Below are 22,702 nucleotides of genomic sequence, written 5' to 3'. Positions count from 1 at the left end.
CGTCGTGGAGACCGACCGGCTCGGCCGGACGTTCACCGCCCGGCGCGGGCGCCGGGTCACCGCCCTCGAGGGCGTCACCCTCACCGTCGGACGCGGCGAGGTGCTCGGCCTGCTCGGGCCCAACGGGGCCGGCAAGACCACGCTGTCGCGGATCCTCACCACCCTGCTGCTGCCGACCTCGGGAACGGCGCGGGTGGCCGGCCACGACGTCGTCCGGCGGCCGCGCGAGGTGCGCCGCCGGATCGGCCTCGTGCTCGGCGGCGACCGCGGCCTCTACGGCAGACTGACCGCGCGTCAGAACCTGTCGTACTGGGCGGCCCTGCAGGGCCTTGACGCCCGCACCGCCGCCCGCCGCACCGACGGACTCCTGGAACGCCTCGGGCTCGCCGCCCGCGCCGGCGACCGGGTGGAGACGTTCTCCCGCGGGATGGTGCAGCGCGTCCACCTCGCCCGGGCGCTGCTCGGCGACCCCGAGGTGCTGATCATGGACGAGCCCACCAACGGCATGGACCCGCACTCGGCGGCCGGATTCCGCACCCTCGTCCGCGAACTGCGGGACGCCGGTACGACCGTCCTGCTCACCACGCACGACATGCACGAGGCACAGGCGCTCTGCTCCCATCTCGCCCTGATCGACCACGGCACGATCCTCCGGCAGGGAGCGGCCGACACCCTGCTCGCCGAGGTCTCCGCCCGGCGCACCGTCACCGCCACCGGCGTCCCGGCGGGCGCCGCCGAGGTGCTCGCGGGGCTGCCCGGCACCGAGGTGGAGCGCGGGCCGGGCGGCGCGGTCACCGTCCGCCCGGCCGACGCCGAGACGCTCACCCGGGTGCTCGCCGTGCTCGTCGAGGCCCGCGCGGAGGAGATCTCGGTCGCCGCGCCCGGCCTCACCGAGGTGTACCGATCCGTCATCGAGGACCGGGAGTTCGTCGTTTGATCGCCGCCGCCCGGATGCAGGCCGTCCTGATCGCCCGCTCGCCGGACCTGCTCGCCACGCTCGCCGTCATCCCGCTCTACTCCCTGGTGTTCTTCACCGCGCTCGTCCACCACCACCGGGAGTCGGCGGCCACCACCGTCGCGCTCACCGCCTTCCTGATGAGCCTGTGGTCGCACGCCGTCTTCGTCGCGGCCGAGACCGTGGACACCGACCGCCGCGAAGGCACCCTGGAGCCCTCGCTGCTGACCCCCGGCCGCTACCTCGCCGCGCTGGCCGTCCGGGTCGGCACCACCACCGCGCTCGGCCTGCCCGTGCTCGCCGAGGTGCTGCTGATCGGACGGCTCGGGTTCGGCCTGCCCGTGCGGATCGCCGAGCCCGGGCTGTGCCTCCTGGTTGCCGCGCTGACCGCACTCGGGGTGGCCGCGACCGCCCTGCTGATCAGCGGCGTGATGATCCTCGTCCGCGGGGCGCGGGCGCTGCAGAACGCCCTCACCTACCCGTTCTACCTGCTCGCCGGCCTGATCGTGCCGATCGGCGTGCTGCCGGCGCCGGTCCGTGCCGTCGCCCGGTGTTTCTTCCTCGCCCACGGCGCCCAATTGCTGCGCGACGCCGCCGCCGGCACCGCGGACGGCGCCGGCCCGCGGGTCGCCCTGCTCGCCGCCCTCGTCGCCGTCCACCTGCTGCTCGGACTGCTCGTGCTGCGCCGGGTCCTGGCGTCCGTCCGCACCGGAGAGGTGGCCCTCCATGCCTGACCGCCGCACCCCCGCCGGGCTGCGGGCCGTGCTGTCGACCGCGCTGCGCCAGTTCGGCCACGGGCTGATCAGCAGCCACCAGGACTACCGGGCGATGTTCACCTGGCGTTCCTGGGCGGGCGGCTGGCTCGTCCGCCTGCTCTGCCAGGTGCTGTTCTTCGCCACTCTCGGCACCCTGCTGGGCTCCGCGCAGGCCACCGGCGAGATCGCCTTCGGCAACGCGGCCGCCCTCGGCCCGCTCGCCGCCCTCGGCGTGGTCTCCTCGACCGTCGGCGAACGGCGTTCCGGCACCCTGGAGTTCCTGCTCGTCACCCGGGCGGACCCCTTCCTGGTGCTGGCCTCCCGCGGCCTGCACTGGGTGCTGGACGGCATGCTCACCTCGTCCGTCGCCCTCGCCGTCGTGCCGCTGCTGCTGCCGGTGCCCCTGCAGCTGACCGCACTGCCCGCCGTTCTCGCCGTCAACCTCCTGGTCTCCCTCGGCAGTTACTGCCTGGCGCTGACGCTCGCCGGGATCGCCCTGCGCCACCCCGAGTGCCGGATGTACCTGACCGCCGGGACGACCATCGGCTACCTGCTGCTCTGCGGCATCACCACACCCGTGCCGCAGGACGGCCTGCCCGCACGGCTGGCGGCCGTCCTGCCGATCACACACGGCCTGGCGCTGATGCGCGACCTGGCCGCGGGTGCCCCGTTCTCGTACGGGCCGCTGCTGGCGGAGGCGGCGGTGGCCCTGCTCTGGGGCGTCGCGGCGCACCTCACCCTCGGTCGGGCGCTGCGCCGGGCCGTCCGCACCGGCACCCTGGTGCTGCACTGACGCCGGTCGGTGTCCTCGTTCGGGCGGCGTCAGCCGCAGTGCACGGCGCGGTTGCCGAGCGAACGGGTGGTGGCGCTCTGCCCGGCCCAGGTGATGCTGCCGGAGCCGTTGATGCAGGTCTTCACCGCGCTGACCCGCACCGGGCCGGCGTACTTGGCGAAGTTGCCCTGGTCGGTGGCGGTGGTGCCGGCGACCTGGCTGCAACTCGCCGCCGCCGTGGTCTGGGAGCACCGGCTGATGCTCGCGCTCACCGCGGAGGCCGTGCCGTAGCCGCTGTTGACCGTCTTGATCGTGGCGGCGCAGTTCTTGCCGCTCGCGGAGTCGAACCAGATGTAGAAGTAGCCGAACACCACGCCCGACGCGGTGGTCACCGGGTAGCTGCCGACCAGGCCGCCGCTGCAGCCGTACGTCCCGGCTGAGGTCGCCGGGGAGGGCGGCACCTTGGTCGGGCCTGCGGTGGTCGGCGTCCCCGGGGTGGCGGGGGCGGTGCCCGGGGCTGTCGTCGCACCGGGCTGGCTGCCGCTCGGGTCCGCCGGCGCACCGGGCGCGGCGCCGGGCGTGCCGCTCGTGCCCGCGGCCGCCGACGCCGCGGCCGAGCCGGGTGCCGCCGCCGACGGACCCGTCCCGGTGGTGTTCTCCACGGGCGCGTCCCCGGCGGAGCCGGCATCGCCGTACGTCGGCACGGCCTTCGCGGAGGTGCCTGCCGCCTTGGGTCCGCCGTCCCCGGCGCCGCCCTGCGAGCTCACCGCCCAGGTGATCCCCGAGACCAGTGCCAGGGCCAGCGCGGCACTGCCCGCCACCAGACCCGCCCGGCGGCCCGCGGAGCCCTGCCACCAGGACGTCCGGCGCTCCTCCTCCCAGGTGTCGAAGTCCGACAGCACCGGTGCGGGCGGCTGTGCGGCGGGGGCGAAGGAGGCCCCGGCCGGGAACCCGGCGACGGGGTGCGCCGTGGGCTCGTGGGCCCCGGTGGCGGCGGGCCCCGCCGGTCCGCCGCCCACGGCCGCGATCTCCGGTGCGAGCGCGTCGAGTTCGGCGAGCACCTCGTCGGCGCTCACCGGCCGCTCCTCCGGTGCCTTGGCGAGCAGCCGCAGCACCAGCTGGTCCAGCCCGGGCGTTACGCCAGGGCCGCGGCGGCTCGGCGGCGCCGGGGCCTCCCGCAGGTGGGCGCCGAACTGCACGGTCGGCTCACGGTGCGCGAACGGCGGCTTGCCGGTCAGCAGTTGGTACAGCAGGCAGCCCACCGCGTAGAGGTCGCTGCGGGCGTCGACCTGCTCGGCGCCGCGCACCAACTCCGGTGACATCCACGGCACGGCGGCCAGGGCACCCGCCGGACCGATGCCCGGCTGCCCGGCCCCGGGCGGCGCGTCGACCGCCAGGCCCGGCAGTCTGACCGTGCCGTCCGCGGTGAGCAGCAGGTGGGCCGGCCGGAGGTCCCGGTGGACGGCGCCCGCCGTGTGCGAGGCGGCGAGGCCCGCGCAGATCTGCCGGGTCCACTCGGCGGCGCGGGCGGTGCCGGGCACGCCGTCGGCGGCCAGGACGTCCTCCAGGGTGCGGCCGTCGACCTGCTCCAGGACGGCGTACACGGTGCCGCTCGCCGGATCGGTACCCGCGTCCAGCACCGTCACCAGGTGCGGGTGCTCGGGCCGTTCGGCCGCGGCCCGGGCGGCCTCCGCGAGCCGGGCGGTCTCCTCCGGCGCGGTGCCTGGCCCCGCCAGGACGGCCGCTTCCACCGGCACGCCGAGCTGCCGGTCGTACGCCCGCCACCGCTCGGCCGACCCCGTCGGGTCCAGCCGCTCCAGCAGTTCGTAGCGCTCACCCAGCAGCTGTCCCTGCACGCCAACGTCCCTTCGTCCCGGGCTGAACGACCGCCCGGCTGATCGGACGACCGGTCAAGAACCTAGCGCCACCCGGCTCCCGGGCCGCACCCGGTGCCCCCTCCGGCCGCTGCCCGGTGACACCCGTGGAGGAGCTGCGCGCGCGGTGTGAACGTCGGGGCCCGCGGCTCGGGAGGGTGAGGCCCGCCGGGCGCCCTGAACAGCGCGGGTCCGAGGAGGCCCGACCGCCCGGCGGGCCGGTCCGGACAGCCGGGGGCCATGTGCGCGGCGGCGGTGTGCATCCGGTCCAGGTGGACGCGGTGGCGGTGTGCATCCGGTCCAGGTGGACGCGGTGGCGGTGCGGCGTCCAGCGGTCGGTCGACCGCGTCCACCGGGGCGACGGCCGCGGTCCCCGGTGCCCCGGCGGCCAGGCCGGCGGGCAGCGCAAGGGCGCGCCGCGCCGCCGCCACCCGGGAGTCCAGGACCAGCGGCAGCGGGCCCGGGACGGCGCCCTCCCGGGCGAGCCCGGCGAAATGGAGGAACGTGGTGAAGAATGCGCGTCCCAGCCCCGGCACCGCGCCGTCCGGCCGCCGGTAGGCCGCGACCGCACCCTCGGAGGTCAGTGCCCGCCGCGGCCCCGGCCAGCGCCTCGCGCATCCCCGGATGCGCGAGGATCCCGGCGAGGTACCGGTCAGCCGTGCGCAGGTCCGGGGGCCATCGGATCGCCGCTGGACGGCGGGCGGAGGCGCTGGTCGTGCCGTACGTGTGGGGGCGCGGCAACCGGCCTGGCGCGAACCGGCCGCGTCCAACCGGTCCGCCACCGCCTGCTTCGACGTGCTGACGCCCTTGTGCATGGGCGGAGCCCAGGCGGGCAGGTGCGGGGGTGCGGTGGGCTCCGGGTAATCCGTTGCCGTGGGTACGGGGGTGGCGGAGACTGACGCGGTGCCGGGCCGGGACCGGAGGGACTGCTGGGCGGGAGTGTGGGCCAATGACGGGTGTGGTGCCTGAGTTGCCGGCGGGGTACAGGGGGCGGGCGGCGCGCGTCGAGGACGTGCCGGTCATCCTCGGGCTGGTGGCGGCGTGCGAGCGCGAGCTGTACGGGTGCGTGGAGATCGACCGGGGCGGGATCGAGGCGGATCTGGCGCGCCCGGGGATGGAGTTGGCGGCGGACACACTGCTGGTGCACGACACGCAGGGGCGGCCGGCCGCACGGGCCTGGGTCGACCGGCGGTCGGAGGTGGACGTGCATCCGGAGCACCGCGGACGGGGCCTGGGCGCGGCGCTGCTGGACTGGGCCGAGGCGCGGGCCCGGCAGACGGGGACGCCGCGGATCGTGCAGACCGTCCCGGACGGCGACGCCGGGGGCGTGGCCCTGGTCCGCTCGCGCGGCTACGGGCCGCTGGTGCGGGCCTGGCTGCTGGAGTTCGCGATGCCGGAGGAGCCGGGGCTGCCGGAGCCCCCGGACGGCGTCACCGTACGGCCGTTCCGGCCGGGCGACGGGCCGGCCGTGCACCGGCTGACCGAGGACGCATTCGCCGAGTGGCAGCCGCGCCGCAAGGCGTACGAGGAGTGGGCGCGGCACACCGTGGAGCGGCCGACCTTCGCCCCGGGGATGTCGCCGCTGGCGTTCGTGGACGGCCGGGTGGTGGGCGCCGTCCTCTCGCTGGACCTCCCCGACACCGAGGACGGCTACATCGAGCGGGTCGCGGTGCACGCCGACCACCGCAACCGCGGGATCGCGCGGGTGCTGCTGCGGCACGCCTTCCTGGCGTTCCACCGGGCGGGCCGGCGCTCCTGCACGCTGTGGACGCATTCGGGCACCGGTGCGCTCGGCCTGTACGAGCGGGTGGGCATGACGGTGCGGCGCAGTGCGACGACCTTCGTGAAGGATCTGACGGAGGGCACCGGCGGGCCGCCACCGCAGGACTGAACCCGGCTGCGGGCCGGGCGGCAGGTTACGGGGTTCTTACCGCCGGGCCGCAGGTGTGGCGCGGCGCGCGGCCGGGGCGGTACCTCTGGAGTCCGCCGCTGTCCGACGCACCCCCGGGGGAGACCGTGAAGTTCCGTGCACCGCTGCGCCGCAGGCCCGCCCGGCGGGTGACCGTCCCGCTCGCGGTGCTGGTGCTGCTCGTCGGCGGGTTCGGGCTGTACCTGTTCGCGCCGTGGAAGGCGTTCACCAGTACGTCGGTCGACGAGGCGCTGCCGTCCGCGCCCGCAGCGGCTCCCGCGAGGCCGGCCGCGTCGCCCGCCGCCGCCCCGGCGGTCCCGGTGGACCTGGCGCGGGGCGGGTTCGTCTCCGGGGAGCACCCCACCAGCGGGACGGCCCGGCTGGTGCGGCTGGCCGACGGCGGGGTGGTGCTGCGGCTGGAGGGCCTGCGGACCTCGGAGGGCCCGGACGTCCGGGTGTACCTGTCGGCCCTGCCCGCGGCGCAGTCGCGCCTGGACTTGCTCGGCGAGGACGCCGTCGAACTCGACCGGCTCAAGGGCAACATCGGCAACCAGAACTACACCGTGCCGGCCGGCACCGATCTGGCGCGGGTCCGCAGCGCGGTGATCTGGTGCCACCGCTTCTCGGTCGGCTTCGGCGCCGCCGACCTCGCCCGGGTCTGAGCACGCACCGACCCGGGGCGCGGAGCCTGGGCCGCCGGGGCGGCCGCCGGGCCCGTGACCGGGGCGGGACACTCTGACAGGCTGGGCGGCGACCCACCGGCCCGCCGTCCGACCGGCCCGCTCCGGCAGCCTGGCGGGCCCCGACCGGAAGGCCCGCCCGTGACCGCAGACCTCACCGCCCGGGAGGCCGCCGCGCTGGCGGCCGTCGACGAGGCGGCCGTCGCCCGGACGCTGCTCGACCTGATCGCCATCCCCAGTGTGACCGGCAGCGCCGCCGAGTCGGAGATCCAGCACCACCTGGCGGGCGTGCTCGACGGGCTCGGGCTGGAGACCGACCTGTGGTCGATGGACCTGCCCGCCCTGCGGAGGCACCCGGACTTCCCCGGCACCGAGGCCCCGCGCGAGGAGGCCTGGGGGCTGGCGGCCGGCACCGGCGGGGACGACGGTCCGACGGTGGTGCTGCAGGGGCACGTGGACGTGGTGCCGCCGGGCGACGCAGCGCAGTGGGTCGGCGACCCGTTCGTGCCGAGGGTGGCCGGGGACGTGGTGCACGGCCGCGGCGCCTGCGACATGAAGGCCGGTCTGGCGGCGCACCTGGCCGCGCTGGCGGCGATCCGGGCGAGCGGTGCCCGGCTGCGCGGGCGGGTGGCGGTGCACTTCGTGGTGGGCGAGGAGGACGGCGGCCTGGGGGCGTTCGGCACCCTGCAGCGCGGATACACCGGTGACGCCTGCCTGATCACCGAGCCGACCGGCGGCACGCTGGTGACGGCGAACGCGGGTGCGCTGACCTTCCGGATCGAGGTGCACGGCCGGGCCGCACACGCCAGCACCCGGAACGAGGGGACGAGCGCGGTCGACGCCTACCTGCCGGTGCACGCCGCACTGGCCCGGCTGGAGGCCGCCCGCAACAGGGATCCGGACCCGCTGATGGCCGAGCACCCGATCCCGTACGCGCTCTCGGTGGGGAAGGTCCGGGCCGGGGACTGGGCGAGCAGCGTGCCGGACAGGCTGGTCGCCGAGGGGCGGCTCGGGGTGCGGCTGGGGGAGGACCCGGCGGTGGCGCGGGCGGCCCTGGAGGAGTGCGTGGCGCGGGCCTGCGCGGCGGATCCGTGGCTGCGGGAGCACCCGGCGTCGGTGACCTGGCCGGGCGGGCTGTTCGCGAGCGGCCGGCTGCCGGCCGGGCATCCGCTCGGCGGTCTCGTCCGGGCGGCGCACGCGGACGCGGTGGGCGGGCCGGCGCTGCGCGAGCGGGGGGCGCCGTACGGCAGCGACCTGCGGCTGTACACGGCCGCGGGGGTGCCGACGCTGCAGTTCGGGCCGGGGGACGTCCGGGTGGCGCACAGTCCCCGGGAGCAGGTGTCGGTGCGGGAGACGGCGGAGGTGGCGCGGACGCTGGTGCTGGCGGTGCTCCGCTCGGTCGGCGCCGACTGAGGGCCCTTGCGGCAGGAAACCGATCGGTTTACCTTGGTGGAAACCGATCGGTTTCCTTCGAGGGGAGATTCCCATGACCGCGATCAAGGGTGCAGCCGTTCTCGTCACCGGCGGCAGCCGCGGCATCGGCCGGGCGCTGGTGGACGCGCTGTACGAACGCGGCGCCGCCAAGGTCTACGCGACCGCGCGTGACCCGCGGACGGTCACCCATCCCGAGGCCGTCCCGCTGGCGCTGGAGGTCACCGACCCGGCGTCGGTCACGGCGGCCGCCGCCCGCGCCCAGGACGTCACCGTGCTGATCAACAACGCCGGCGCCGCGGTGAACGCGTCCTTCCTGGACTCCCCGGTGGCGGACGTCCGCCGCGAGTTCGAGACCAACTTCTACGGCCCGCTGCTCACCGCCCGCGCCTTCGTGCCGGTGATCGAGCGCAACGGCGGCGGCCACCTCCTGAACGTGCACTCGGTGCTGTCCTGGATCGGCCTGGCCGGCTCGTACAGTGCCTCCAAGGCGGCGCTCTGGTCGCAGACCAACTCCCTGCGCCTGGAGTTGAAGCCGCGCGGCATCAACGTGACCGGCCTGCACGTCGGTTACGTCGACACCGACATGACGTCCGGCATCACCGCCCCCAAGGCGGATCCGGCCGAGGTGGCCCGCCGGGCCCTCGACGGCATCGAGTCCGACGCCCACGAGGTGCTCGCCGACGACCTCTCCCGCCAGGTGAAGGCCGGCCTCGCCGGCGACCTCGCCGCCCTCTACCCCCAACTGACCGCCTGACGCCGGACCGCGCCCCGCGCGCAGGACCTGCTGCTCAGGACTGCCCGGCGCGAGCCGCCCGTCCGCTTCGGACTCCCGATCGAACGGTGGCGGGTGCGCGACCGCACCGGCCGCGAGGTCCCCGCGCCGATCGAACTCGTCCTCCGACGAGGCGCGGCAGGGCGCGCCGCCCGCACCCGAGGGCGTGCGCGTCAGACCGGCAGCAGGCGGGCGACGAGGTCGGTGAGGCGGCGGGCGTTGCGGCAGGGGTACATGTCGACCACGGTGGCGTAGGCGAGGGCGGCGGAGTCGCCGGTGCCCCAGAGGGTGGTCTGTTCGGGGTTGAGCCAGATCACCCGGCGGGCGCGGTCGGCAATTCCTTGGAGGGCGTGGAGGTTGGGGTCCCAGCCGTTGGTGCGGGCGTCGCCGAGGACGAGGACGGCGGTGCGCGGGCCCACCGCGTCGAGGTGGCGTTCGGCGAACTCGCCCAGGGCCGCGCCGTAGTCGCTGCTGCCGTGCCAGCCCGCCACCGCCGCCTCGGTGAGGATGCGGCGGCCGAGTTCGGCCGGGTCGGTGTCGCCGGCGACCAGCCGGGTCACCTCGTCGGTGCGGTTGACGAAGGCGAACACCCGTACCCGGGCGAACTGGTCGCGCATCGCCCGCACCAGCAGCATGGTGAACTGCGCGAATCCCGCCACCGAGCCGGAGACGTCGCAGAGCAGCACGATCTCCGGCCGGGCCGGTCGCCGCTGCCGGTACGCGGGGCGCATCGGTACCCCGCCGGTGGAGAGCGAACGCCGCAGGGTGCGCCGCAGGTCGATCCGGCCGTGCGCAGCCCGGCGGCGGCGCGCGGCCAGCCGGGTGGCCAGTTTGCGGGCCAGCGGCTGTACGGTGCGCCGCAGCTCGGCGAGCTGCTCGGCTCCGGCGGCGAGGAAGTCGACCCGGTCCGGGGTGGGGGCGACGGCGCGTTCGGCGATCCGCTCGGTGCCGCGGAGTTCGGCGACCCGGCGGCGCGCCTCGGTGCCGACCTGGGTGCGGAACTCCCGGATACGGCGCCGGATTTCGTCCTCGGCCAGCCGCTCGGCGAGCCCGTCGTCGTCAGGGCCGGCCACCCCGGTGCGCAGGGCGGCGAGGACCCGGGCGAGCAGGGTCTCCGGCTGGAGGAGGCCGAGGGTCTGGTACGCGGACCAGCCGTCCGTGCCGGGCGAGGTGCCGTAGCGGCCGAGGGCCTCGACCGCCTCCCCGGCGATCCGGGCCCCCGCGGTCCGGTCGCCGGCGGCCAGCGCCTCGGCGAGCCGGCCCCGGAGATCGGCGACGAGCGCGGGCCGGTCCACGGGTGCGGCGGGGGCCTGTCCGGCGCCGTGCGGGGTGCCGACGCCGAGCGGGAAGAAGAGGTCGAAGACGGCGTCGAACACCGCCCGTTGGCCGTCGGCGCGCAGCAGGACCGCGGCCAGGCCCTCCCGGACGTGCTCCCGGTCGGCGAGTCCGAGCACCGCGAGGGCGGCCGCCGCGTCGGCGGTCTCGCCGGGGCCGATCCGCAGGCCGTGGCCGCGCAGTGCCTGGACGAGCCCGGTGAGCCGGGCCGCGAGGTCGGGCGGGTCGGTGCGGCCGGTCAGGGGATCCGGGCCGGTCACGCGGGCGCCAGCTTCGCGGCTGCCTTGACCAGGTCGTCCTGGTGCTTGAGTACCACCCCGAGGGTGTCGCGGAGGACGGCGCCGTCGAGCGTCGCGGCGCCGAGGGCGAGCAGGGTCCGCGCCCAGTCGATCGTCTCGGCGACGGAGGGCGCCTTGCGCAGGTCCATGCCGCGCAGGGCGGCGACCACCCGGACGAGCGACTCGGCGAGCACCGCGTCCAGGCCGGGCACCTTGAGCCGGACGATCCGCTGCTCCAACTCGGCGTCGGGGAAGTCCAGGTGGAGGAAGAGGCAGCGGCGTCGGAGGGCCTCGGAGAGTTCCCGGCTGGCGTTGGAGGTGAGCAGCACGAAGGGGCGGCGGGCCGCCCGGATGGTGCCGAGCTCGGGCACGGTGATCTGGAAGTCGCTGAGCACCTCCAGGAGCAGCCCTTCCACCTCGACGTCGGCCTTGTCGGTCTCGTCGATGAGCAGCACGGTCGGCTCCTCGCCGCGGATCGCGGTGAGCAGCGGCCGGCTGAGCAGGAACTCCTCGCCGAAGACGTCGGTGCGGGCCTCGTCCCAGCTCTCGTCGCGGCCGGCGGTGATCCGCAGCAGCTGCTTGGCGTGGTTCCACTCGTAGAGGGCGCGCGCCTCGTCGATGCCCTCGTAGCACTGCAGCCGGACGAGCCGGGCGCCGCCGAGCCGGGCGACGGCCTTGGCGAGTTCGGTCTTGCCGGTGCCGGCCGGGCCCTCGACGAGCAGTGGCTTGCCGAGCCGGTCGGCGAGGAAGACGGTGGTGGCGACGGCGGGCGAGGCGAGGTAGCCGACGTCGGCGAGCCGGGCCGCGACCTCGTCGACCGAGTCGAAGAAGCCCGTTTTGACCGGGGTTCCGTCCGTGCCGTGCATGCTCGACTCCCTTGGGTGCCAGACCGTGCAGGGCATGTTACCCGCGAGTACCTTCCAGTGGAACGGCTCGCGCCGACCGGCCGCGGCAGCGGCTCAGCGCACCCCGGCCGCGTCCAGCAGGACGGCCGCCGTCGGCACCGCCAGGCCGGCCAGCGGTTCCCCGGCCGCCCCCGCCCGGGCGCTCGCCCCGTCGAAGAGCAGCGTCAACTGCCGTGCCAGCAGCACCGGGTCGGCGGCCCCGCCGTGCTCGGCCTCGGCCCGGAAAAAGTCGGTCAGCGCCTGCTTGACCCGGCCGGCGACCAGGCTCGCCGGGTGCGTCCGGTCCTTCAGCTCGACCTGCGCCGCCAGGTACGGGCAACCGCGGTAGTCCTCCGCCCGCGAGAGCTCCTCCAGCCGCTCGAAGACGTGCAGCACCCGGGCCCGGGGCGGGCGCCGGTCGTCCGGGGCGGGCAGCAGCAGCGCCGCGTAGCCGGGTGCGCGTCGCTCCAGGGCGGCCGCCATCACCTCGTCCTTGCTGTCGAACAGCTGGTACATGGACCGCTTGGACACCCCGGCGGCCCTGCACAGTGCGTCGATCCCGGTACCGACGCCCTCCCGGTAGAAGAGCTCGGTCGCGGCGTCGAGCAGCCGGTCGCGCGCGGAGGGCTTCGCCTGGGTGTCCATGTCGACGAGGCTACCGCCCGCGCCGCCGTGGGGAAACCGATCGGTGTACGGCCTGGCCCGGGGGTCAGCGCAGGACGGCCTCCAGCAGGTCGCCGCCGAGCCGGGCGCTGGTGGCCAGGTCGAGCTCGTACAGCACGTAGCGGCCGCGGCGGCGGGTGGTCAGCAGCCCGGCCTTGCGCAGCACCGCGAGGTGGCGGGAGACCTCGGGGGCGGTGAGCTGCCAGGCGTTGGCGAGTTCGCCCGTGGTGTGCGGGCCGCGGGCGATCGTCCGGGCGAGCCGCAGCCGGACGGGGTGGGCCAGCGCCTCCAGCCGCTGCTGGACGAGCGCCAGCGACACCGGATCGGTACCGCCCGCCTCGGCGATCGGGTACTGCAGCACCGGCCGCCACCCGGCCGCGTACACCACCGGCAGGTGCGGCCGCCCGAAGGCGCTCGGGATGAAGGTCACCCCGCCCGCCGCGACCGCACTGGTCGCGTTGTCCTGCAGCTTGTCGACGACGATCCGCCGCCGCCCTGGCTCGGTCTCGTCCAGCACGATCACCGGGGAGACCGCGGCCAGCGCCTCCGCGGCGCCGCGCCGGGCCAGCAGGTCGGCCTTCTGCCGGGCGTCCGCGGCCAGCGAGGGCAGCACCCGGCGCCAGGCGTCCGCGAAGAACGCCCGCTCGCAGTCCTCCAGCAGCCGCCGCACCAGCGCCCGGACGGCCTGCGGGTCGGCGAGCAGCCGGTCGGCGAAGGCCGCCTGCCGCGGCCCCCGGGCCGCCGCCAGGTCCCGCGCCCGCTCGGCCGCCGCCGGATCGACCAGCGGCGAACCCGCGGGCCGGTACGACAGCCGGGACGAGCCACAGGTGGTGACCAGCGCCGCCGCGGTGTACAGCTCGTCCTCCAGCCGGTCCACCGCGTCCAGCTCCTCCGCCAGCGTGGCACCCGGCAGGGCCGGGAAGAGGAAGTCGGCCCGCGAGGACCGCCACAGGAAGTCCGCCTCCAGCAGCCGGTCCGCCAGCCCCGCGGGCAGCGCACCGGTGGTGGCCGCCGCCCAGCCGTGCAGCTCCGGATGGTGCGCCGGCTCCGCGAGGACGTGCAGCATCGCGTTCAACTCCGCCAGCGGGGACGGCGCGAACAGCAGTGCTTCGGCCGGCAGGCCGGTGACGTCGATGGTCAGACTCATGCCGGCGATCCTGCCACCCAGCCCCGGCCCGCCCGCCGACGGTTGACGGGGACCGTCAATCCGCGTGCCACCGCCCCGCCCCGCAGCGCAGCGTGGCCGCCATGACCCTCCTCCACCGCCCCGCCGCTCCCACAGTCTCTCCGGCCGCCGAACTCCCCGGCACCGCCCGCCTGCTGGGCATCGCCGGCGGCCGCCGCTACGGCCTCGCCGTGCTCGTCGACGCGCTCGGCGCCGGACTGCTCCGGCCCTTCCTGCTGCTGTACGGCGTCGGGGTGCTCGGGCTCGGCGTCGGCACCACCGGACTCGCGCTCTCCGCCGGCATGCTGGCCGGCCTGGCCGCCGTGCCGCTGACCGGACGCTGGATCGACCGCGGCGCACGGAGCCTGCCGGTGGCCGCGACGCTGCTCGTCCGGGCGGCCGGAGTGGCGGTGCTGCTGGCCGCCTCCGACGCCGCCGGGTTCACCACGGCGGCCGTCCTGCTCGGCATCGGCAGCCAGTCCTGGCCGACCGCGCACGCGGCCGTGGTCGCCGCGCTCACCGAGGGCCGGCTGCGGGACGCCGCACTCGCCGCCGGACGCTCGCTGCGCAACGCGGGCCTCGGCGCGGGCGCTCTGGCCGCCACCGCGGCGACCGCGGGCGGCACCGGCGCCCTGCGGACCCTCGCCCTGGCCACCGCACTCGCCTGCCTGCTGGCGGCGGGCCTGGTCTGGTCGCTGCGGCTCACCACCCCGCCGACCGCGGACGACCGGCCAGGACCGACGGACCCGCCTGCCGGGCAGGGGCGGACCGGCGCAGGCCTGCTGGGCCTGGCCAACCTGCCGTACGCCTTCTGCTTCGACGTGCTCGAAGTCGCCCTGCCCGCCCTGCTGGTGACCACCCTGCACGTCGCACCGGCCTGGTCCTCGGGCATCTTCGTCGGCAACACGGTGCTGGTGATCACCACCCAGCTCGCCGTGGTGCTCTGGATCTCCCGCCGCTCCCGGCGGTCCGTCCTCGCCGTCTCCGGCCTGGTGCTCGCCGTCTCCTACCTGGGCTTCTGGGCGGCCGGCGCGCTCGGTGGCACGGCCGGGGCCGCCGCCGTCGCGGGTGTCTCGGTGCTCTACACCGCGGGCGAGATCCTCTACACCGGGACCGGCACCGCCCTGGTGGTCGCCGCCGCACCGCCCGGCCGCCTCGGCCGTGCCCTCGCCCGCTGGGAGCTCTCCAGCGGCCTCGGCCGCGCCGCCGCCCCCGCGGCCCTCACCGCCCTCCTCGCCGCCGGCCCCCACCTCCTGTGGCCCGTCCTCGCCGCCGCCACCGTCCTCGGCGCCGCCCTCGTCCGCCGCTTCGGGCCCCGCGTGTGAGAGGACACCACCCCCGAGCTGCCGCCCACCGGCCGGCCGCGGCCGCTATTGTCGGACGGGAAGGCGCTCGTTTTTTGGCGCCGGGCCGGATGCCCGAGGCGAAGGAGGACAGCTCATGACCGCGCTCTCCGACCGCCCTCACATGCTGCCCGAGGAGTTCGAAGAAGTCGCCCGCCTGGCGGCCCGGACGGCCGAGGGGCTGCGGCTCGAGTTCATCAACGGAAAGCTCGGGGTCAAACCGGTGCCCGACGGCGACCACGGCCGCATCATTCAGTGGCTGATGCGGATCTGCATCCAGGCGCGGCCGGATCTCTGGCTGCACGACCAGGGGCTGAAGGTGCAGTCCTACCGGGCCGGACACGCCCGCCCGGACGGTACGCTCGCGCCGGCCGAGGCGTTCGTCGGCCAGGGGGAGTGGGCCGGCACCGAGGAGGTGCTGATGGTCGTGGAGGTCACCTCCTACGACTCGGACACCGACCGGCGGGACCGGGTGGAGAAGCCGCGCGCCTACGCCGAGAGCGGCATCCCGGTGTACCTGCTGATCGACCGGGACAGCTGCGAGGTCACCGTCCACAGCGATCCCGACGGCGTCCGGTACGAGCGCACGCTCACCGTTCCCTTCGGACGCGAGCTGGTGCTCCCGGAGCCGGTGGGGGTCGTGCTCGACACCGAACCGCTCACCGCCTGGGTGCGCTGAGAGCTCCTCAGCGGCCGCACTGCCGCGGGGCGGTCACGCGGGTGCTGGGAGGATGCGGTGGTGCGGGCGGTGTCCGGCGGCCCGCAGGTCCATCCCAGCACTTCGAAGGAGAGCACCCGACGGTGTTCAACCGGCTGCTCGGCGCGTTCGGCGTCGGCGGGCCCGGTGCCGACACGGTCCTGTCCACCCCCACGGTGCTGCCCGGTGGGCGGCTGGTCGGGCAGGTGAACCTGGCCGGCGGCACGCGTGACGCCGCGGCGCCCTCCCAGGCGGCGGCGATCTCCTCCGCGGTGTCGAGCGGGACGGAGGTGACCATGACGTCCGTCGTCCAGGTGCCCCTGGTGGGGTGCTGGTGGCGCCGGACGTGCAGGTAGCCCTCATCGATCAGCTTTTTATCCGTAGCCGGACGGGGCGTGACACTGCGGTGCATGGGCGCAGGTCGGGGCCGTGGACGGGTCAGCGGGAGCCGTGGGCGTACCGGGCGGGCGGGGTGCCGACCGCGGCGGTGAAGTCGCGGGTGAGGTGGGCCTGGTCGGCGTAGCCGAGGTCCGCGGCGAGGGCCGCCCAGTCGACGTCCGCGCCGCTGTCGGCGTGCCGGGCCGCCTCGTGCAGGCGGGCCCGCCGCAGCACCCACTTCGGCGAGGCGCCGACGTACTCGGCGAACAGCCGTTGCAACTGCCGGACTCCGAGGCCGAACTCCGCCGCGAGGTCGTCGACCCGGTGCAGTTCGGGGGAGGCGGTGATCCGCTCGACCATGGCGGCGACCCGGTCGGCCGTCGGGTCGGGTCCGGGCAGGCGGGCGAGCAGGAAGACGTCGGCGAGGGCACGGAGCCGTTCCGGGTCGGCGGTGCCGCCCACGATCTCCTCGTTCAGCCGGTCCGCCTCCGGGCCGAAGAACCCGGAGGCGGGCACCGCCCGGTCGGCGAGCGTGGAGACCGGACGGTCGGTGAACGGCCGGAAGCCGCCGGGCCGGAACTTCACCCCGAGGGCGTGCCCCTGCCCCTCCAGCCGGCGGACGAACAGCGAGCGGTCGACCCCGTAGACCATGGCCCGGGGCTCCTCGAAGACCAGGTGCACATGGGGGTGGGCGAGCACCTTCTGCTCGTGCGGCGGCCGGTCGCGGCAGTCCCAGCGCACCAGCCAGTAGAACTCGACGAAGCGGTCCGCCCCGACGGCGGGATCGCGCCGGTCGAGGCCGATCACGGACGCCGCCCGGCCGGGGTGGAGCACCCCGCGTCCGAGGTCCGGTGCAGTCATGCCGGCCAGGGTAGTGGGCACGGCGCGGCCGGGCCGTCGCGTTTCTTCAAGACCACCGCCGGGGCACCGGCGGAGGATCGGGGCATGAACGGTCACCCCCTGCACCCCCGGATGTCCCGCGCCGCCGCCGAGGCCGCCCGCATCGCCCGCGCCGTCCGGCCCGAGCACCTGGACGGCCCCACCCCCTGCACGGACTTCGACACCCGGGCGCTGGTCAACCACTGGGTGCTGTACACCTCGCACGGCCTGGAGCACCGCGCCCTGCGGACGCCGCTGCCGGACGAGCTGATCGCCCTCGACTTCACCGCCGACGCCGCCTGGGCCGAGTCCTACGCCGCACAGCTGGACCGGGCCGTCCGGGCCTGGGCCGACCCGGCCGTCTGGGAGGGCGAGGTGGACCTCGGCGGCACGCCCGTCCCGGCCGGGACCATCGCCAAGATGCTGATCAAGGAGATGGTGCTGCACGGCTGGGACGTCGCCCGCGCCACCGGCAGCGAGGTCGAGGTGGACGACGACCTGACCGAACTGGTCCTCGCCGTGGTGGAGGAGAACGCCGAGCTCTACCGGCAGTTCGGCGGCTTCGCCGACCCCGTCCCGCTCCCGGCCGGCGCCCCGCTGTTCGACCGCGCCCTCGCCGCTTCCGGCCGCGACCCGCACTGGACCCCGAAGCAGGCGTAGTCCGCGGCGTCAACGGTGTCCGGGAGGGGCTTTCACCGGGTGTCGGTGTGGTGCAGGATGCGTCGGACGTCGTGGACGTGGTGGTGGCCGTCGTGGGCGTTGTTCCGGGCGATGACCTCGGCCGCCTGCGGGCCGCGGGTGGCGTGCTGCAGGACGGTGCCGGCCTCGACGGCGGCGGTCACCGACTCCGTCCAGGCCTGCACCGCGCGGTCGAGCGACCACAGGGCGGCGGCCGGTGCGATCTCCAGGTAGCGGCGCCCCCGGGCCACCAGGTCGGGGTCGTAGCCGCCGACCTCGGCCGCGCCGGCCAGCCGGGCGCCGGCGAGCCGCTCGGCCCAGATCCGCAGGTTGTCGGTGACGTGGCTGACGTAGGCCGCCGGTGTCCACTCCAGCTCCGGGTGGCGTTCCCGGCCCGTCCGGCCGTCCAGCAGTTCCCGGAACCGCCGCGGCAGTTCGCCCACTGTGCCGACGCACTCCGCGGGCGTCGCCGACCAGGCGAAGCCGCAGGCCGCGCACGGGTCTCCGTACAGGGCCGCACCCCATGTCTCCATGGCTCCGCACTGTACCCGAACCGTCGTGCGGCCTCGGACAGTTGATGCCGTGGGGGCCGGCCCGCAGAGCCGCTGCGGGCCGGCCCCCACGGGGTCCGTGCGGGCTCAGCCCGCGGTGTTGAGGGTGTCGTCGACCTGCGCCGCCTGCTCCTGCATCTGGATCCCGATGGTGCGCAGCTCGTCCTTGTGCTCGGCCATCAGGGCGTGCTGCCGGTCCACCTCGGCGGCGAACCAGATGCCGACCACGTTGCCCTGCTGCTTGCAGGCGACGTCCGCCTCGGCCGTCCTCTGCTCGTCACGGCCCGGGCTCTCCCCCGCGAAGGCCGGATCGTTGACGGCGTCCATCGGCGTGCCGTAGTGGAAGCCCTTGGCCTGCATGCACGCGGACCAGGCGCGGAACGCCTCCTTCACGGCGGGCGTCTGCTGCGACTCGGTGAAGCTCTTGGCGTCGATCTCGTGCACCAGCGCGGCGTCGCCGAGGAAGGTCGCCCGGCCGGCCAGCTGCTTCGTCATCTCGCCCATGCAGCCGCCCGGCTGCACGGTCCTCGACCCGTAGGGCGCGGGCGTGCCGTCGTTCTTGCCGGGCGTCCCGTTGCCCTGCAGCACGAGCTTGTACCCCGGATCCGTGTTCTCCGGCGCGGGCGAGGCCGAAGGCGTCGCCAGGTAGCCGGGGTTGGCCGGGCCGAAGTGGTACCCGGTGGTCTTCGCCTGCTGCGCGCTGGTCGCCCCGTACCGCATCTGGGTCAGCGTGGTGGGGCCGCTGCGTGCCGCGACCGGCTCGTCGGCGAGGGCCAGGCCGTAGCGGTGCATGCACTGGTCGACCAGCTTCTGCGCGGCGCGGTCGAGCTTGAGCTGCGCCTGCGGCGTGAGCAGGTAGTCGGCCACCGGCAGGTGGAGGTCGATGCTGTCCGCCACGGTGGGGGTGGCCGCCGGGGTGGGGGCTGCGGAGGCGGCGTCGGCGGAGCCGGAGCAGCCGGTGGCCGAGGCGAGGACGGCCGCCGCACCCAGGGCGGCCGCCAGGGCGGTCAGGAGGCGGGATGGTCCGGGCATGCCTGGAGGCTCCTTGGGGCGGGTTCGGACGGTCGCGTGGCGGTTCGGGCGGGTCCGGCCGGCCGGGAACGGGCCCGGCCGGCCGGCGACGGCTCAGCTGAACCGCAGCGAGGCGTTCTCGTTGTAGGTGTGCGCGAGGCGCGACTGGCCGGTGCCCGGCGCGAGGCGGTCGGACGTGCCCGCGTAGTTGGAGTTGAAGTAGATCGTGGCGGTGCTGGTGCCGTAGTTCCACGCCGAGGCCGCGTTGTTCTTGATCGGCTGACCGTGGAGGAAGACGTACCCGGCGAAGTCCGGGATGTTGCTGTAGAAGTGCGCCTGGTCGCCCTGGTAGTTCGAGTTGTAGTACAGGCCGACGTGGTTGTCGGCGGAGGCGGTGCCCGCGGCGCCGAAGGTCGCGAGCGCGGCGGCGGCGAGGCCGGCGGCCAGGACGGTCTTCATACGCATGGGAGATGACCCTTCGTGTGGTGGGACGGGTCCGGCCCGGTGGGCCGGACCCGGGGTCGGCCGGGCCCCGGCGGGGCGGGCGCGGCCGCCGGAATCCGTGGCCGGTTCCGGGAATCGGCGAGCGTCCGGAATTCGGACGATTCCGGATCAGCCGAAACGCAGCGAGGCGTTCTCGTTGTAGGTGTGCGCGAGGCGCGACTGGCCGGTGCCGGGCGAGAGGCGGTCCGAGGCGCCCGCGTAGTTGGAGTTGAAGTAGATCGTCGCGGTGGTGGTGCCGTAGTTGAATGCGGAGGCCGCGTTGTTCTTCACCGGCTGGCCGTCGATGAAGTAGTAGCCAGCGAAGTTGGGGATGTTGGTGTCGAAGGTGACCCAGTTGCCCTGGTAGTTCGAGTTGTAGTAGAGCTTCACCAGGTTGTTCGCGTTGGCGGTGCCGGCGGCGCCGAACGTGGCGAGGGCGGCGCCGGCCAGGCCGACGGCGAGTGCAGCCTTGATACGCATCGCATACATCCTTCGTCGTGGAACAAGAGGATTTCCTCGGCTTTCCGGGGATCCGCCGGGAGCCGACCCGATGAACGCTAACCGTGCAATTTCCCGGCGGGCAATGCCGTTTGCTTAAGAACCGATCACTGGGATTCCGAACGTGGTCCGTATGCGCATTCGGTCATTTCGCCGGCGATTCGCCGGGCATTGTGCACGAGCAGCCGGCCGTACAGTTCCTGGTCGATGCCCTCGGCGGTGCGGCTGGTGAGCGGTGCGGCGTCCGGGCCGGCGGAGAGCACGGCGTCGCCGAGGAGGCGGCCGTCGGGCACCGCGTCGGCGGCGTCGAGGAGCTCGTCGGCCGGGGCCTCGGCGGGGTCGAGCAGGTTCGTCACCAGTCCGGTACCGATGACGCGCAGCGGCACGCCGCGCGGACGGACGAGGAACGAGCCGTCCACGAGCCGCCGTTCGGGCTGCAGCGGCAGTCGGACGATCGGCAGCCGCCAGGCGATGCCCGTGCCGCGGGCCGCCGCCGCGGCGGCCAGCGCGTGGTCCGGGGTGAGCCCCTCGACGACCAGCAGGGTGTCGGGGCCGACCGAGCGGAGCAGGGTCGCGGGCGCGCCGGGTGCGTCCCAGGCGGCGTCGACGACCTCTCCGGTGCCGCCGTCCAGCAGTCCGGTGACCGCGAGCCGGGGCATGGCCGAGGTGTGCCGGGCGGCGGCGGTGCGCTGCTCGGCGAGCAGGTGCAGTGCGCGGCCGCGCCAGTGCGGCGCGGTGCGGCGGTGCGGCGGTGCGGACCGGTGCGGTAGGAGCTGCGTGCCGTCGCACCTGCGGAGTGCGGAGTCCCGGAACAGCACTTCCATCGGGCCGCTGCCCAGGCGTTCGCGCGCCTGGAAGATGGCGGCCTTGCCGGCCGACGGCCCGGGCTGGCTCAGTCCGGCGCGGCGCAGGCCGGTCTCCAGCCGGCGCATCACGTCCAGGTAGGGCGCGGGCGAGAAGGCGGCCATCGCGAGCACGAAGTAGACCATCCGGCGGGCCGGCAGCAGGCGGCGTCTGCGCTCGGTGCGGCCGCAGGCCGCGATCGCCGCGTCCACGAGCTCCGGCGGGTAGGTGCGGAGCAGCAGGTCCACCACGGCCGCGTCCGCGTCGCCGCGGTCGTCGGCCCCGGTGGGGGCGGTGTCGTCGGACAAAGGGCATCCCCGGGGTGAGTCGGTGCGGCCGGGGCCGCGCCCGCTGCGGCGTCGGGCGCTGCCCCCGACGAAGCCTCGCCACCACCCGTATCCGCGCGGTAGCGCGGAGGTAGCGCAGCCGCGGGACGGCCGCCATGATTGGTTATGTCCATGCCATGAAAATGGCGTGTGCATGAGTGATCGAATTCACACCATCCGTGCACACAGTGAAGGAACACGGAGCGGATCTCGTGAGTTTCCCGAGCGAACTGTCGACCCGTCAGCTGAGGAGACCCTGTGGCCCGCAAACCGCGCCCCGTCGATCCGGCCGACGGCCCGGTACAGGCCTTCGCCTACGACCTCCGGGTCGTCAGGGAGCAGGCAGGGAACCCCACATACCGGGTTCTGGCCGACCGGGCCGGCTTCGGCGCAACCACCCTGAGCGACGCCGCCGGCGGCGTCCGGTTCCCCAGTCTGGAGGTCACCCAGGCGTACGTCGGTGCCTGCGGGGGCGACGTGGCCGAGTGGACCAAACGCTGGCACGAGGTCGACAAGCGGCTGGCGTCCGACGCCGAAGCCCCGCCGGCTGCCGCCGAGCCCGCCACGGCGGCCCCGTCCGCCGTATCGGCCACCGCCGCACCGGCGGCCGCTGCCCCGGTCGCCGCCGAACCGCCCGCCACAGCAACGGCCCCGGCCGCGGCCCCGGACGCCGCTGAGTCCGGCGGGGACTCCGCCGACTTAGCGCTGCCCGCCCCCGAGCCCGGCGCACCCGTCGACCTCGCCGAGTCCGGCCCCGCCCGCCGGTGGCCGGTCGGCTGGACGACCGCGGGCACCGCCGCCGTGCTCGCCCTCACCGTGGTCCTCGTCCTGGTGGCGGTGCGATCCGCCTCCTCCACGGCCCGGCAGCACCCCGACAACCCGACGACGACCACCTCCGCGGTGGCGGCCTCCGCCGTCGGCTGCCCGCCCCCGGACGGCACCACCCCCGCCCTGTTCGCCGGCGAGACGTACAACGCCACCACCCGGGTGCGCGCCGGTGCCAGCCTCAGCGCGGACGTCGTCGCCCAGCTCCCCACCGGGTGCAGACTCGCCCTCACCGGCTTCTGTCTCGGCGACGTCGTGGTCGACACCACCTCGGGTTCGCCCGACATCCGGTGGTTCCGCCTCGCCACCGGCGGCTACGTCTCCTCCGCCGTCGTCCACGGCAACCCGCCCGCCGGGCTGCGCCCCGCCGACTGCCCCGACGGGGTGGCGCCGCCCGCGTCGGTCGCGCTCGCCGCGGCGGCATCCGCCGGTGCGCCAGGGGCGGTCGAACTCCGCGCCACCGGCGACCACGTGGCGATCGTCGGCTACGCGGCGTACCTGCCCCGATCGGGCAGCTCCATGCCCCAGTGGCAGCAGATCGGCTTCACCTCCGAGGCGGCCACCGGCTTCAAGGTGACGTGGCGGCCCGGCGCGCCGGCCGAGGGCAGTGGCGACGGCGGCGCGCCCGTGCCGATGGTGGCCGTGGCCTGCTTCGGCGGCGACGGGCCGACCGCCGTCGCGGACGCCCGCCTGGTCGCCCGGCCGGTGCCCGCC

24 protein-coding genes are annotated in these 22,702 nt (G+C 75.5%); 12 read left to right on the top strand and 12 right to left on the bottom strand.

The window, feature by feature from the left end:
* The first annotated feature begins 4 nt into the window (after window positions 1-4).
* From KSNIM_RS10765 to KSNIM_RS10755, 3 genes are read left to right on the top strand one after another with little or no spacing between them, the layout of a single operon-like run.
* Complete coding sequence (locus KSNIM_RS10765; protein ID WP_263103018.1) at window positions 5-937, top strand: ABC transporter ATP-binding protein; 933 nt, start codon at window positions 5-7, stop codon at window positions 935-937.
* Window positions 934-1,689, top strand: coding sequence for an ABC transporter permease (locus KSNIM_RS10760; protein ID WP_263103017.1), 756 nt, complete (start codon window positions 934-936; stop codon window positions 1,687-1,689). Before KSNIM_RS10765 ends, KSNIM_RS10760 begins: the two co-directional genes overlap by 4 nt.
* The gene (locus KSNIM_RS10755) at window positions 1,682-2,503 is read left to right on the top strand and encodes a hypothetical protein (RefSeq protein WP_263103016.1); all 822 of its coding nucleotides are present in this window, start codon (window positions 1,682-1,684) and stop codon (window positions 2,501-2,503) included. The genes KSNIM_RS10760 and KSNIM_RS10755 overlap by 8 nt, the downstream gene beginning before the upstream one ends.
* 29 nt (window positions 2,504-2,532) lie before the next feature.
* Here KSNIM_RS10755 and KSNIM_RS10750 read toward each other — a convergent pair whose 3' ends face one another.
* Together KSNIM_RS10750 and KSNIM_RS39415 are read right to left on the bottom strand one after the other, a co-directional pair.
* Window positions 2,533-4,338 carry a serine/threonine-protein kinase gene (locus KSNIM_RS10750; protein WP_263103015.1) on the bottom strand — a complete coding sequence of 602 codons (1,806 nt, stop codon included), beginning with the start codon at window positions 4,336-4,338 and terminating at the stop codon, window positions 2,533-2,535.
* A 62-nt stretch (window positions 4,339-4,400) separates the two neighbouring features.
* Complete coding sequence (locus tag KSNIM_RS39415) at window positions 4,401-5,171, bottom strand: hypothetical protein (RefSeq protein WP_411543689.1); 771 nt, start codon at window positions 5,169-5,171, stop codon at window positions 4,401-4,403.
* A gap of 146 nt (window positions 5,172-5,317) precedes the next feature.
* On the opposite strand from KSNIM_RS39415, the gene KSNIM_RS10745 reads away from it, so the two are divergent.
* The 4 genes from KSNIM_RS10745 (at window position 5,318) to KSNIM_RS10730 (ending at window position 9,133) form a co-directional block, all read left to right on the top strand.
* Window positions 5,318-6,247: a GNAT family N-acetyltransferase gene (locus tag KSNIM_RS10745; protein WP_263103014.1), complete on the top strand. Its 930-nt coding sequence runs from the start codon at window positions 5,318-5,320 to the stop codon at window positions 6,245-6,247.
* Between the two features lie 125 nt (window positions 6,248-6,372).
* A complete protein-coding gene (locus KSNIM_RS10740) occupies window positions 6,373-6,927 on the top strand; it encodes a DM13 domain-containing protein (protein ID WP_263103013.1) in 555 nt (184 codons plus the stop codon).
* A gap of 159 nt (window positions 6,928-7,086) precedes the next feature.
* Window positions 7,087-8,358 carry an ArgE/DapE family deacylase gene (locus tag KSNIM_RS10735; protein ID WP_263103012.1) on the top strand — a complete coding sequence of 424 codons (1,272 nt, stop codon included), beginning with the start codon at window positions 7,087-7,089 and terminating at the stop codon, window positions 8,356-8,358.
* Between the two features lie 73 nt (window positions 8,359-8,431).
* Window positions 8,432-9,133: an SDR family oxidoreductase gene (locus tag KSNIM_RS10730; protein ID WP_263103011.1), complete on the top strand. Its 702-nt coding sequence runs from the start codon at window positions 8,432-8,434 to the stop codon at window positions 9,131-9,133.
* A gap of 191 nt (window positions 9,134-9,324) precedes the next feature.
* Here KSNIM_RS10730 and KSNIM_RS10725 read toward each other — a convergent pair whose 3' ends face one another.
* The 4 genes from KSNIM_RS10725 to KSNIM_RS10710 all read right to left on the bottom strand — a co-directional run bounded on the left by KSNIM_RS10725 (window position 9,325) and on the right by KSNIM_RS10710 (window position 13,458).
* Entirely contained in the window at window positions 9,325-10,746 is a 1,422-nt protein-coding gene (locus KSNIM_RS10725) for a vWA domain-containing protein (RefSeq protein ID WP_263103010.1), read from the bottom strand.
* A complete protein-coding gene (locus KSNIM_RS10720) occupies window positions 10,743-11,630 on the bottom strand; it encodes an AAA family ATPase (RefSeq protein WP_263103009.1) in 888 nt (295 codons plus the stop codon). The genes KSNIM_RS10725 and KSNIM_RS10720 overlap by 4 nt, the downstream gene beginning before the upstream one ends.
* A gap of 93 nt (window positions 11,631-11,723) precedes the next feature.
* Window positions 11,724-12,293 carry a TetR/AcrR family transcriptional regulator gene (locus KSNIM_RS10715; RefSeq protein WP_263103008.1) on the bottom strand — a complete coding sequence of 190 codons (570 nt, stop codon included), beginning with the start codon at window positions 12,291-12,293 and terminating at the stop codon, window positions 11,724-11,726.
* A gap of 64 nt (window positions 12,294-12,357) precedes the next feature.
* Window positions 12,358-13,458 (bottom strand): DUF5937 family protein, encoded by a 1,101-nt coding sequence (locus KSNIM_RS10710; RefSeq protein WP_263103007.1) that lies wholly within the window; start codon window positions 13,456-13,458, stop codon window positions 12,358-12,360.
* Between the two features lie 101 nt (window positions 13,459-13,559).
* Here KSNIM_RS10710 and KSNIM_RS10705 point away from each other — a divergent pair, with 101 nt between their 5' ends.
* From KSNIM_RS10705 to KSNIM_RS10695, 3 genes are all read left to right on the top strand, one after another.
* On the top strand, window positions 13,560-14,801 hold the full coding sequence (locus KSNIM_RS10705) for an MFS transporter (RefSeq protein ID WP_263103006.1): 1,242 nt from the start codon (window positions 13,560-13,562) through the stop codon (window positions 14,799-14,801).
* 115 nt (window positions 14,802-14,916) lie between these two features.
* Window positions 14,917-15,498, top strand: a complete 582-nt coding sequence (locus tag KSNIM_RS10700; RefSeq protein ID WP_263103005.1) for a Uma2 family endonuclease — start codon at window positions 14,917-14,919, stop codon at window positions 15,496-15,498.
* Window positions 15,499-15,620: 122 nt separating this feature from the next.
* Entirely contained in the window at window positions 15,621-15,872 is a 252-nt protein-coding gene (locus KSNIM_RS10695) for a sporulation protein (RefSeq protein WP_263103004.1), read from the top strand.
* Window positions 15,873-15,954: 82 nt separating this feature from the next.
* Here the strand turns inward: KSNIM_RS10695 and KSNIM_RS10690 are convergent, their stop codons facing one another.
* The gene (locus tag KSNIM_RS10690; RefSeq protein ID WP_263103003.1) at window positions 15,955-16,755 is read right to left on the bottom strand and encodes a helix-turn-helix domain-containing protein; all 801 of its coding nucleotides are present in this window, start codon (window positions 16,753-16,755) and stop codon (window positions 15,955-15,957) included.
* An 84-nt stretch (window positions 16,756-16,839) separates the two neighbouring features.
* On the opposite strand from KSNIM_RS10690, the gene KSNIM_RS10685 reads away from it, so the two are divergent.
* Window positions 16,840-17,433: a TIGR03086 family metal-binding protein gene (locus tag KSNIM_RS10685; RefSeq protein ID WP_263103002.1), complete on the top strand. Its 594-nt coding sequence runs from the start codon at window positions 16,840-16,842 to the stop codon at window positions 17,431-17,433.
* A 32-nt stretch (window positions 17,434-17,465) separates the two neighbouring features.
* Here the strand turns inward: KSNIM_RS10685 and KSNIM_RS10680 are convergent, their stop codons facing one another.
* From KSNIM_RS10680 to KSNIM_RS10660, 5 genes are all read right to left on the bottom strand, one after another.
* Window positions 17,466-17,984, bottom strand: coding sequence for a DinB family protein (locus KSNIM_RS10680; RefSeq protein ID WP_263103001.1), 519 nt, complete (start codon window positions 17,982-17,984; stop codon window positions 17,466-17,468).
* 105 nt (window positions 17,985-18,089) lie between these two features.
* On the bottom strand, window positions 18,090-19,034 hold the full coding sequence (locus KSNIM_RS10675; protein ID WP_263103000.1) for a hypothetical protein: 945 nt from the start codon (window positions 19,032-19,034) through the stop codon (window positions 18,090-18,092).
* Window positions 19,035-19,127: 93 nt separating this feature from the next.
* Window positions 19,128-19,478, bottom strand: coding sequence for a peptidase inhibitor family I36 protein (locus KSNIM_RS10670; protein ID WP_263102999.1), 351 nt, complete (start codon window positions 19,476-19,478; stop codon window positions 19,128-19,130).
* Window positions 19,479-19,625: 147 nt separating this feature from the next.
* Window positions 19,626-19,976 (bottom strand): peptidase inhibitor family I36 protein, encoded by a 351-nt coding sequence (locus KSNIM_RS10665; RefSeq protein ID WP_263102998.1) that lies wholly within the window; start codon window positions 19,974-19,976, stop codon window positions 19,626-19,628.
* A gap of 125 nt (window positions 19,977-20,101) precedes the next feature.
* Window positions 20,102-21,145, bottom strand: coding sequence for a transposase domain-containing protein (locus KSNIM_RS10660; RefSeq protein ID WP_263102997.1), 1,044 nt, complete (start codon window positions 21,143-21,145; stop codon window positions 20,102-20,104).
* 276 nt (window positions 21,146-21,421) lie between these two features.
* On the opposite strand from KSNIM_RS10660, the gene KSNIM_RS10655 reads away from it, so the two are divergent.
* A partial coding sequence (locus KSNIM_RS10655) for a helix-turn-helix domain-containing protein (protein WP_263102996.1) occupies window positions 21,422-22,702 on the top strand: 1,281 nt, incomplete at its 3' end.

Origin of the sequence: Kitasatospora sp. DSM 101779 (genome assembly GCF_025655475.1) — a bacterium.
In the GTDB taxonomy this organism is placed as follows: Bacteria; Actinomycetota; Actinomycetes; order Streptomycetales; family Streptomycetaceae; genus Kitasatospora.
This window is presented reverse-complemented; position numbering and strand designations above follow the sequence as displayed.

Excerpts from the sequence above, each read along its gene's own strand:
- KSNIM_RS10755 (WP_263103016.1), top strand. The coding sequence starts at position 1,682 with ATGCCTGACCGCCGCACCCCCGCCGGGCTGCGGGCCGTGCTGTCGACC.
- KSNIM_RS10685 (WP_263103002.1), top strand. The coding sequence starts at position 16,840 with ATGAACGGTCACCCCCTGCACCCCCGGATGTCCCGCGCCGCCGCCGAG.
- KSNIM_RS10670 (WP_263102999.1), bottom strand. The coding sequence starts at position 19,478 with ATGCGTATGAAGACCGTCCTGGCCGCCGGCCTCGCCGCCGCCGCGCTC.
- KSNIM_RS10730 (WP_263103011.1), top strand. The coding sequence starts at position 8,432 with ATGACCGCGATCAAGGGTGCAGCCGTTCTCGTCACCGGCGGCAGCCGC.
- KSNIM_RS10710 (WP_263103007.1), bottom strand. The coding sequence starts at position 13,458 with ATGAGTCTGACCATCGACGTCACCGGCCTGCCGGCCGAAGCACTGCTG.
- KSNIM_RS39415 (WP_411543689.1), bottom strand. The coding sequence starts at position 5,171 with ATGCACAAGGGCGTCAGCACGTCGAAGCAGGCGGTGGCGGACCGGTTG.
- KSNIM_RS10675 (WP_263103000.1), bottom strand. The coding sequence starts at position 19,034 with ATGCCCGGACCATCCCGCCTCCTGACCGCCCTGGCGGCCGCCCTGGGT.
- KSNIM_RS10665 (WP_263102998.1), bottom strand. The coding sequence starts at position 19,976 with ATGCGTATCAAGGCTGCACTCGCCGTCGGCCTGGCCGGCGCCGCCCTC.
- KSNIM_RS10690 (WP_263103003.1), bottom strand. The coding sequence starts at position 16,755 with ATGACTGCACCGGACCTCGGACGCGGGGTGCTCCACCCCGGCCGGGCG.
- KSNIM_RS10700 (WP_263103005.1), top strand. The coding sequence starts at position 14,917 with ATGACCGCGCTCTCCGACCGCCCTCACATGCTGCCCGAGGAGTTCGAA.
- KSNIM_RS10680 (WP_263103001.1), bottom strand. The coding sequence starts at position 17,984 with ATGGAGACATGGGGTGCGGCCCTGTACGGAGACCCGTGCGCGGCCTGC.
- KSNIM_RS10720 (WP_263103009.1), bottom strand. The coding sequence starts at position 11,630 with ATGCACGGCACGGACGGAACCCCGGTCAAAACGGGCTTCTTCGACTCG.
- KSNIM_RS10705 (WP_263103006.1), top strand. The coding sequence starts at position 13,560 with ATGACCCTCCTCCACCGCCCCGCCGCTCCCACAGTCTCTCCGGCCGCC.
- KSNIM_RS10715 (WP_263103008.1), bottom strand. The coding sequence starts at position 12,293 with ATGGACACCCAGGCGAAGCCCTCCGCGCGCGACCGGCTGCTCGACGCC.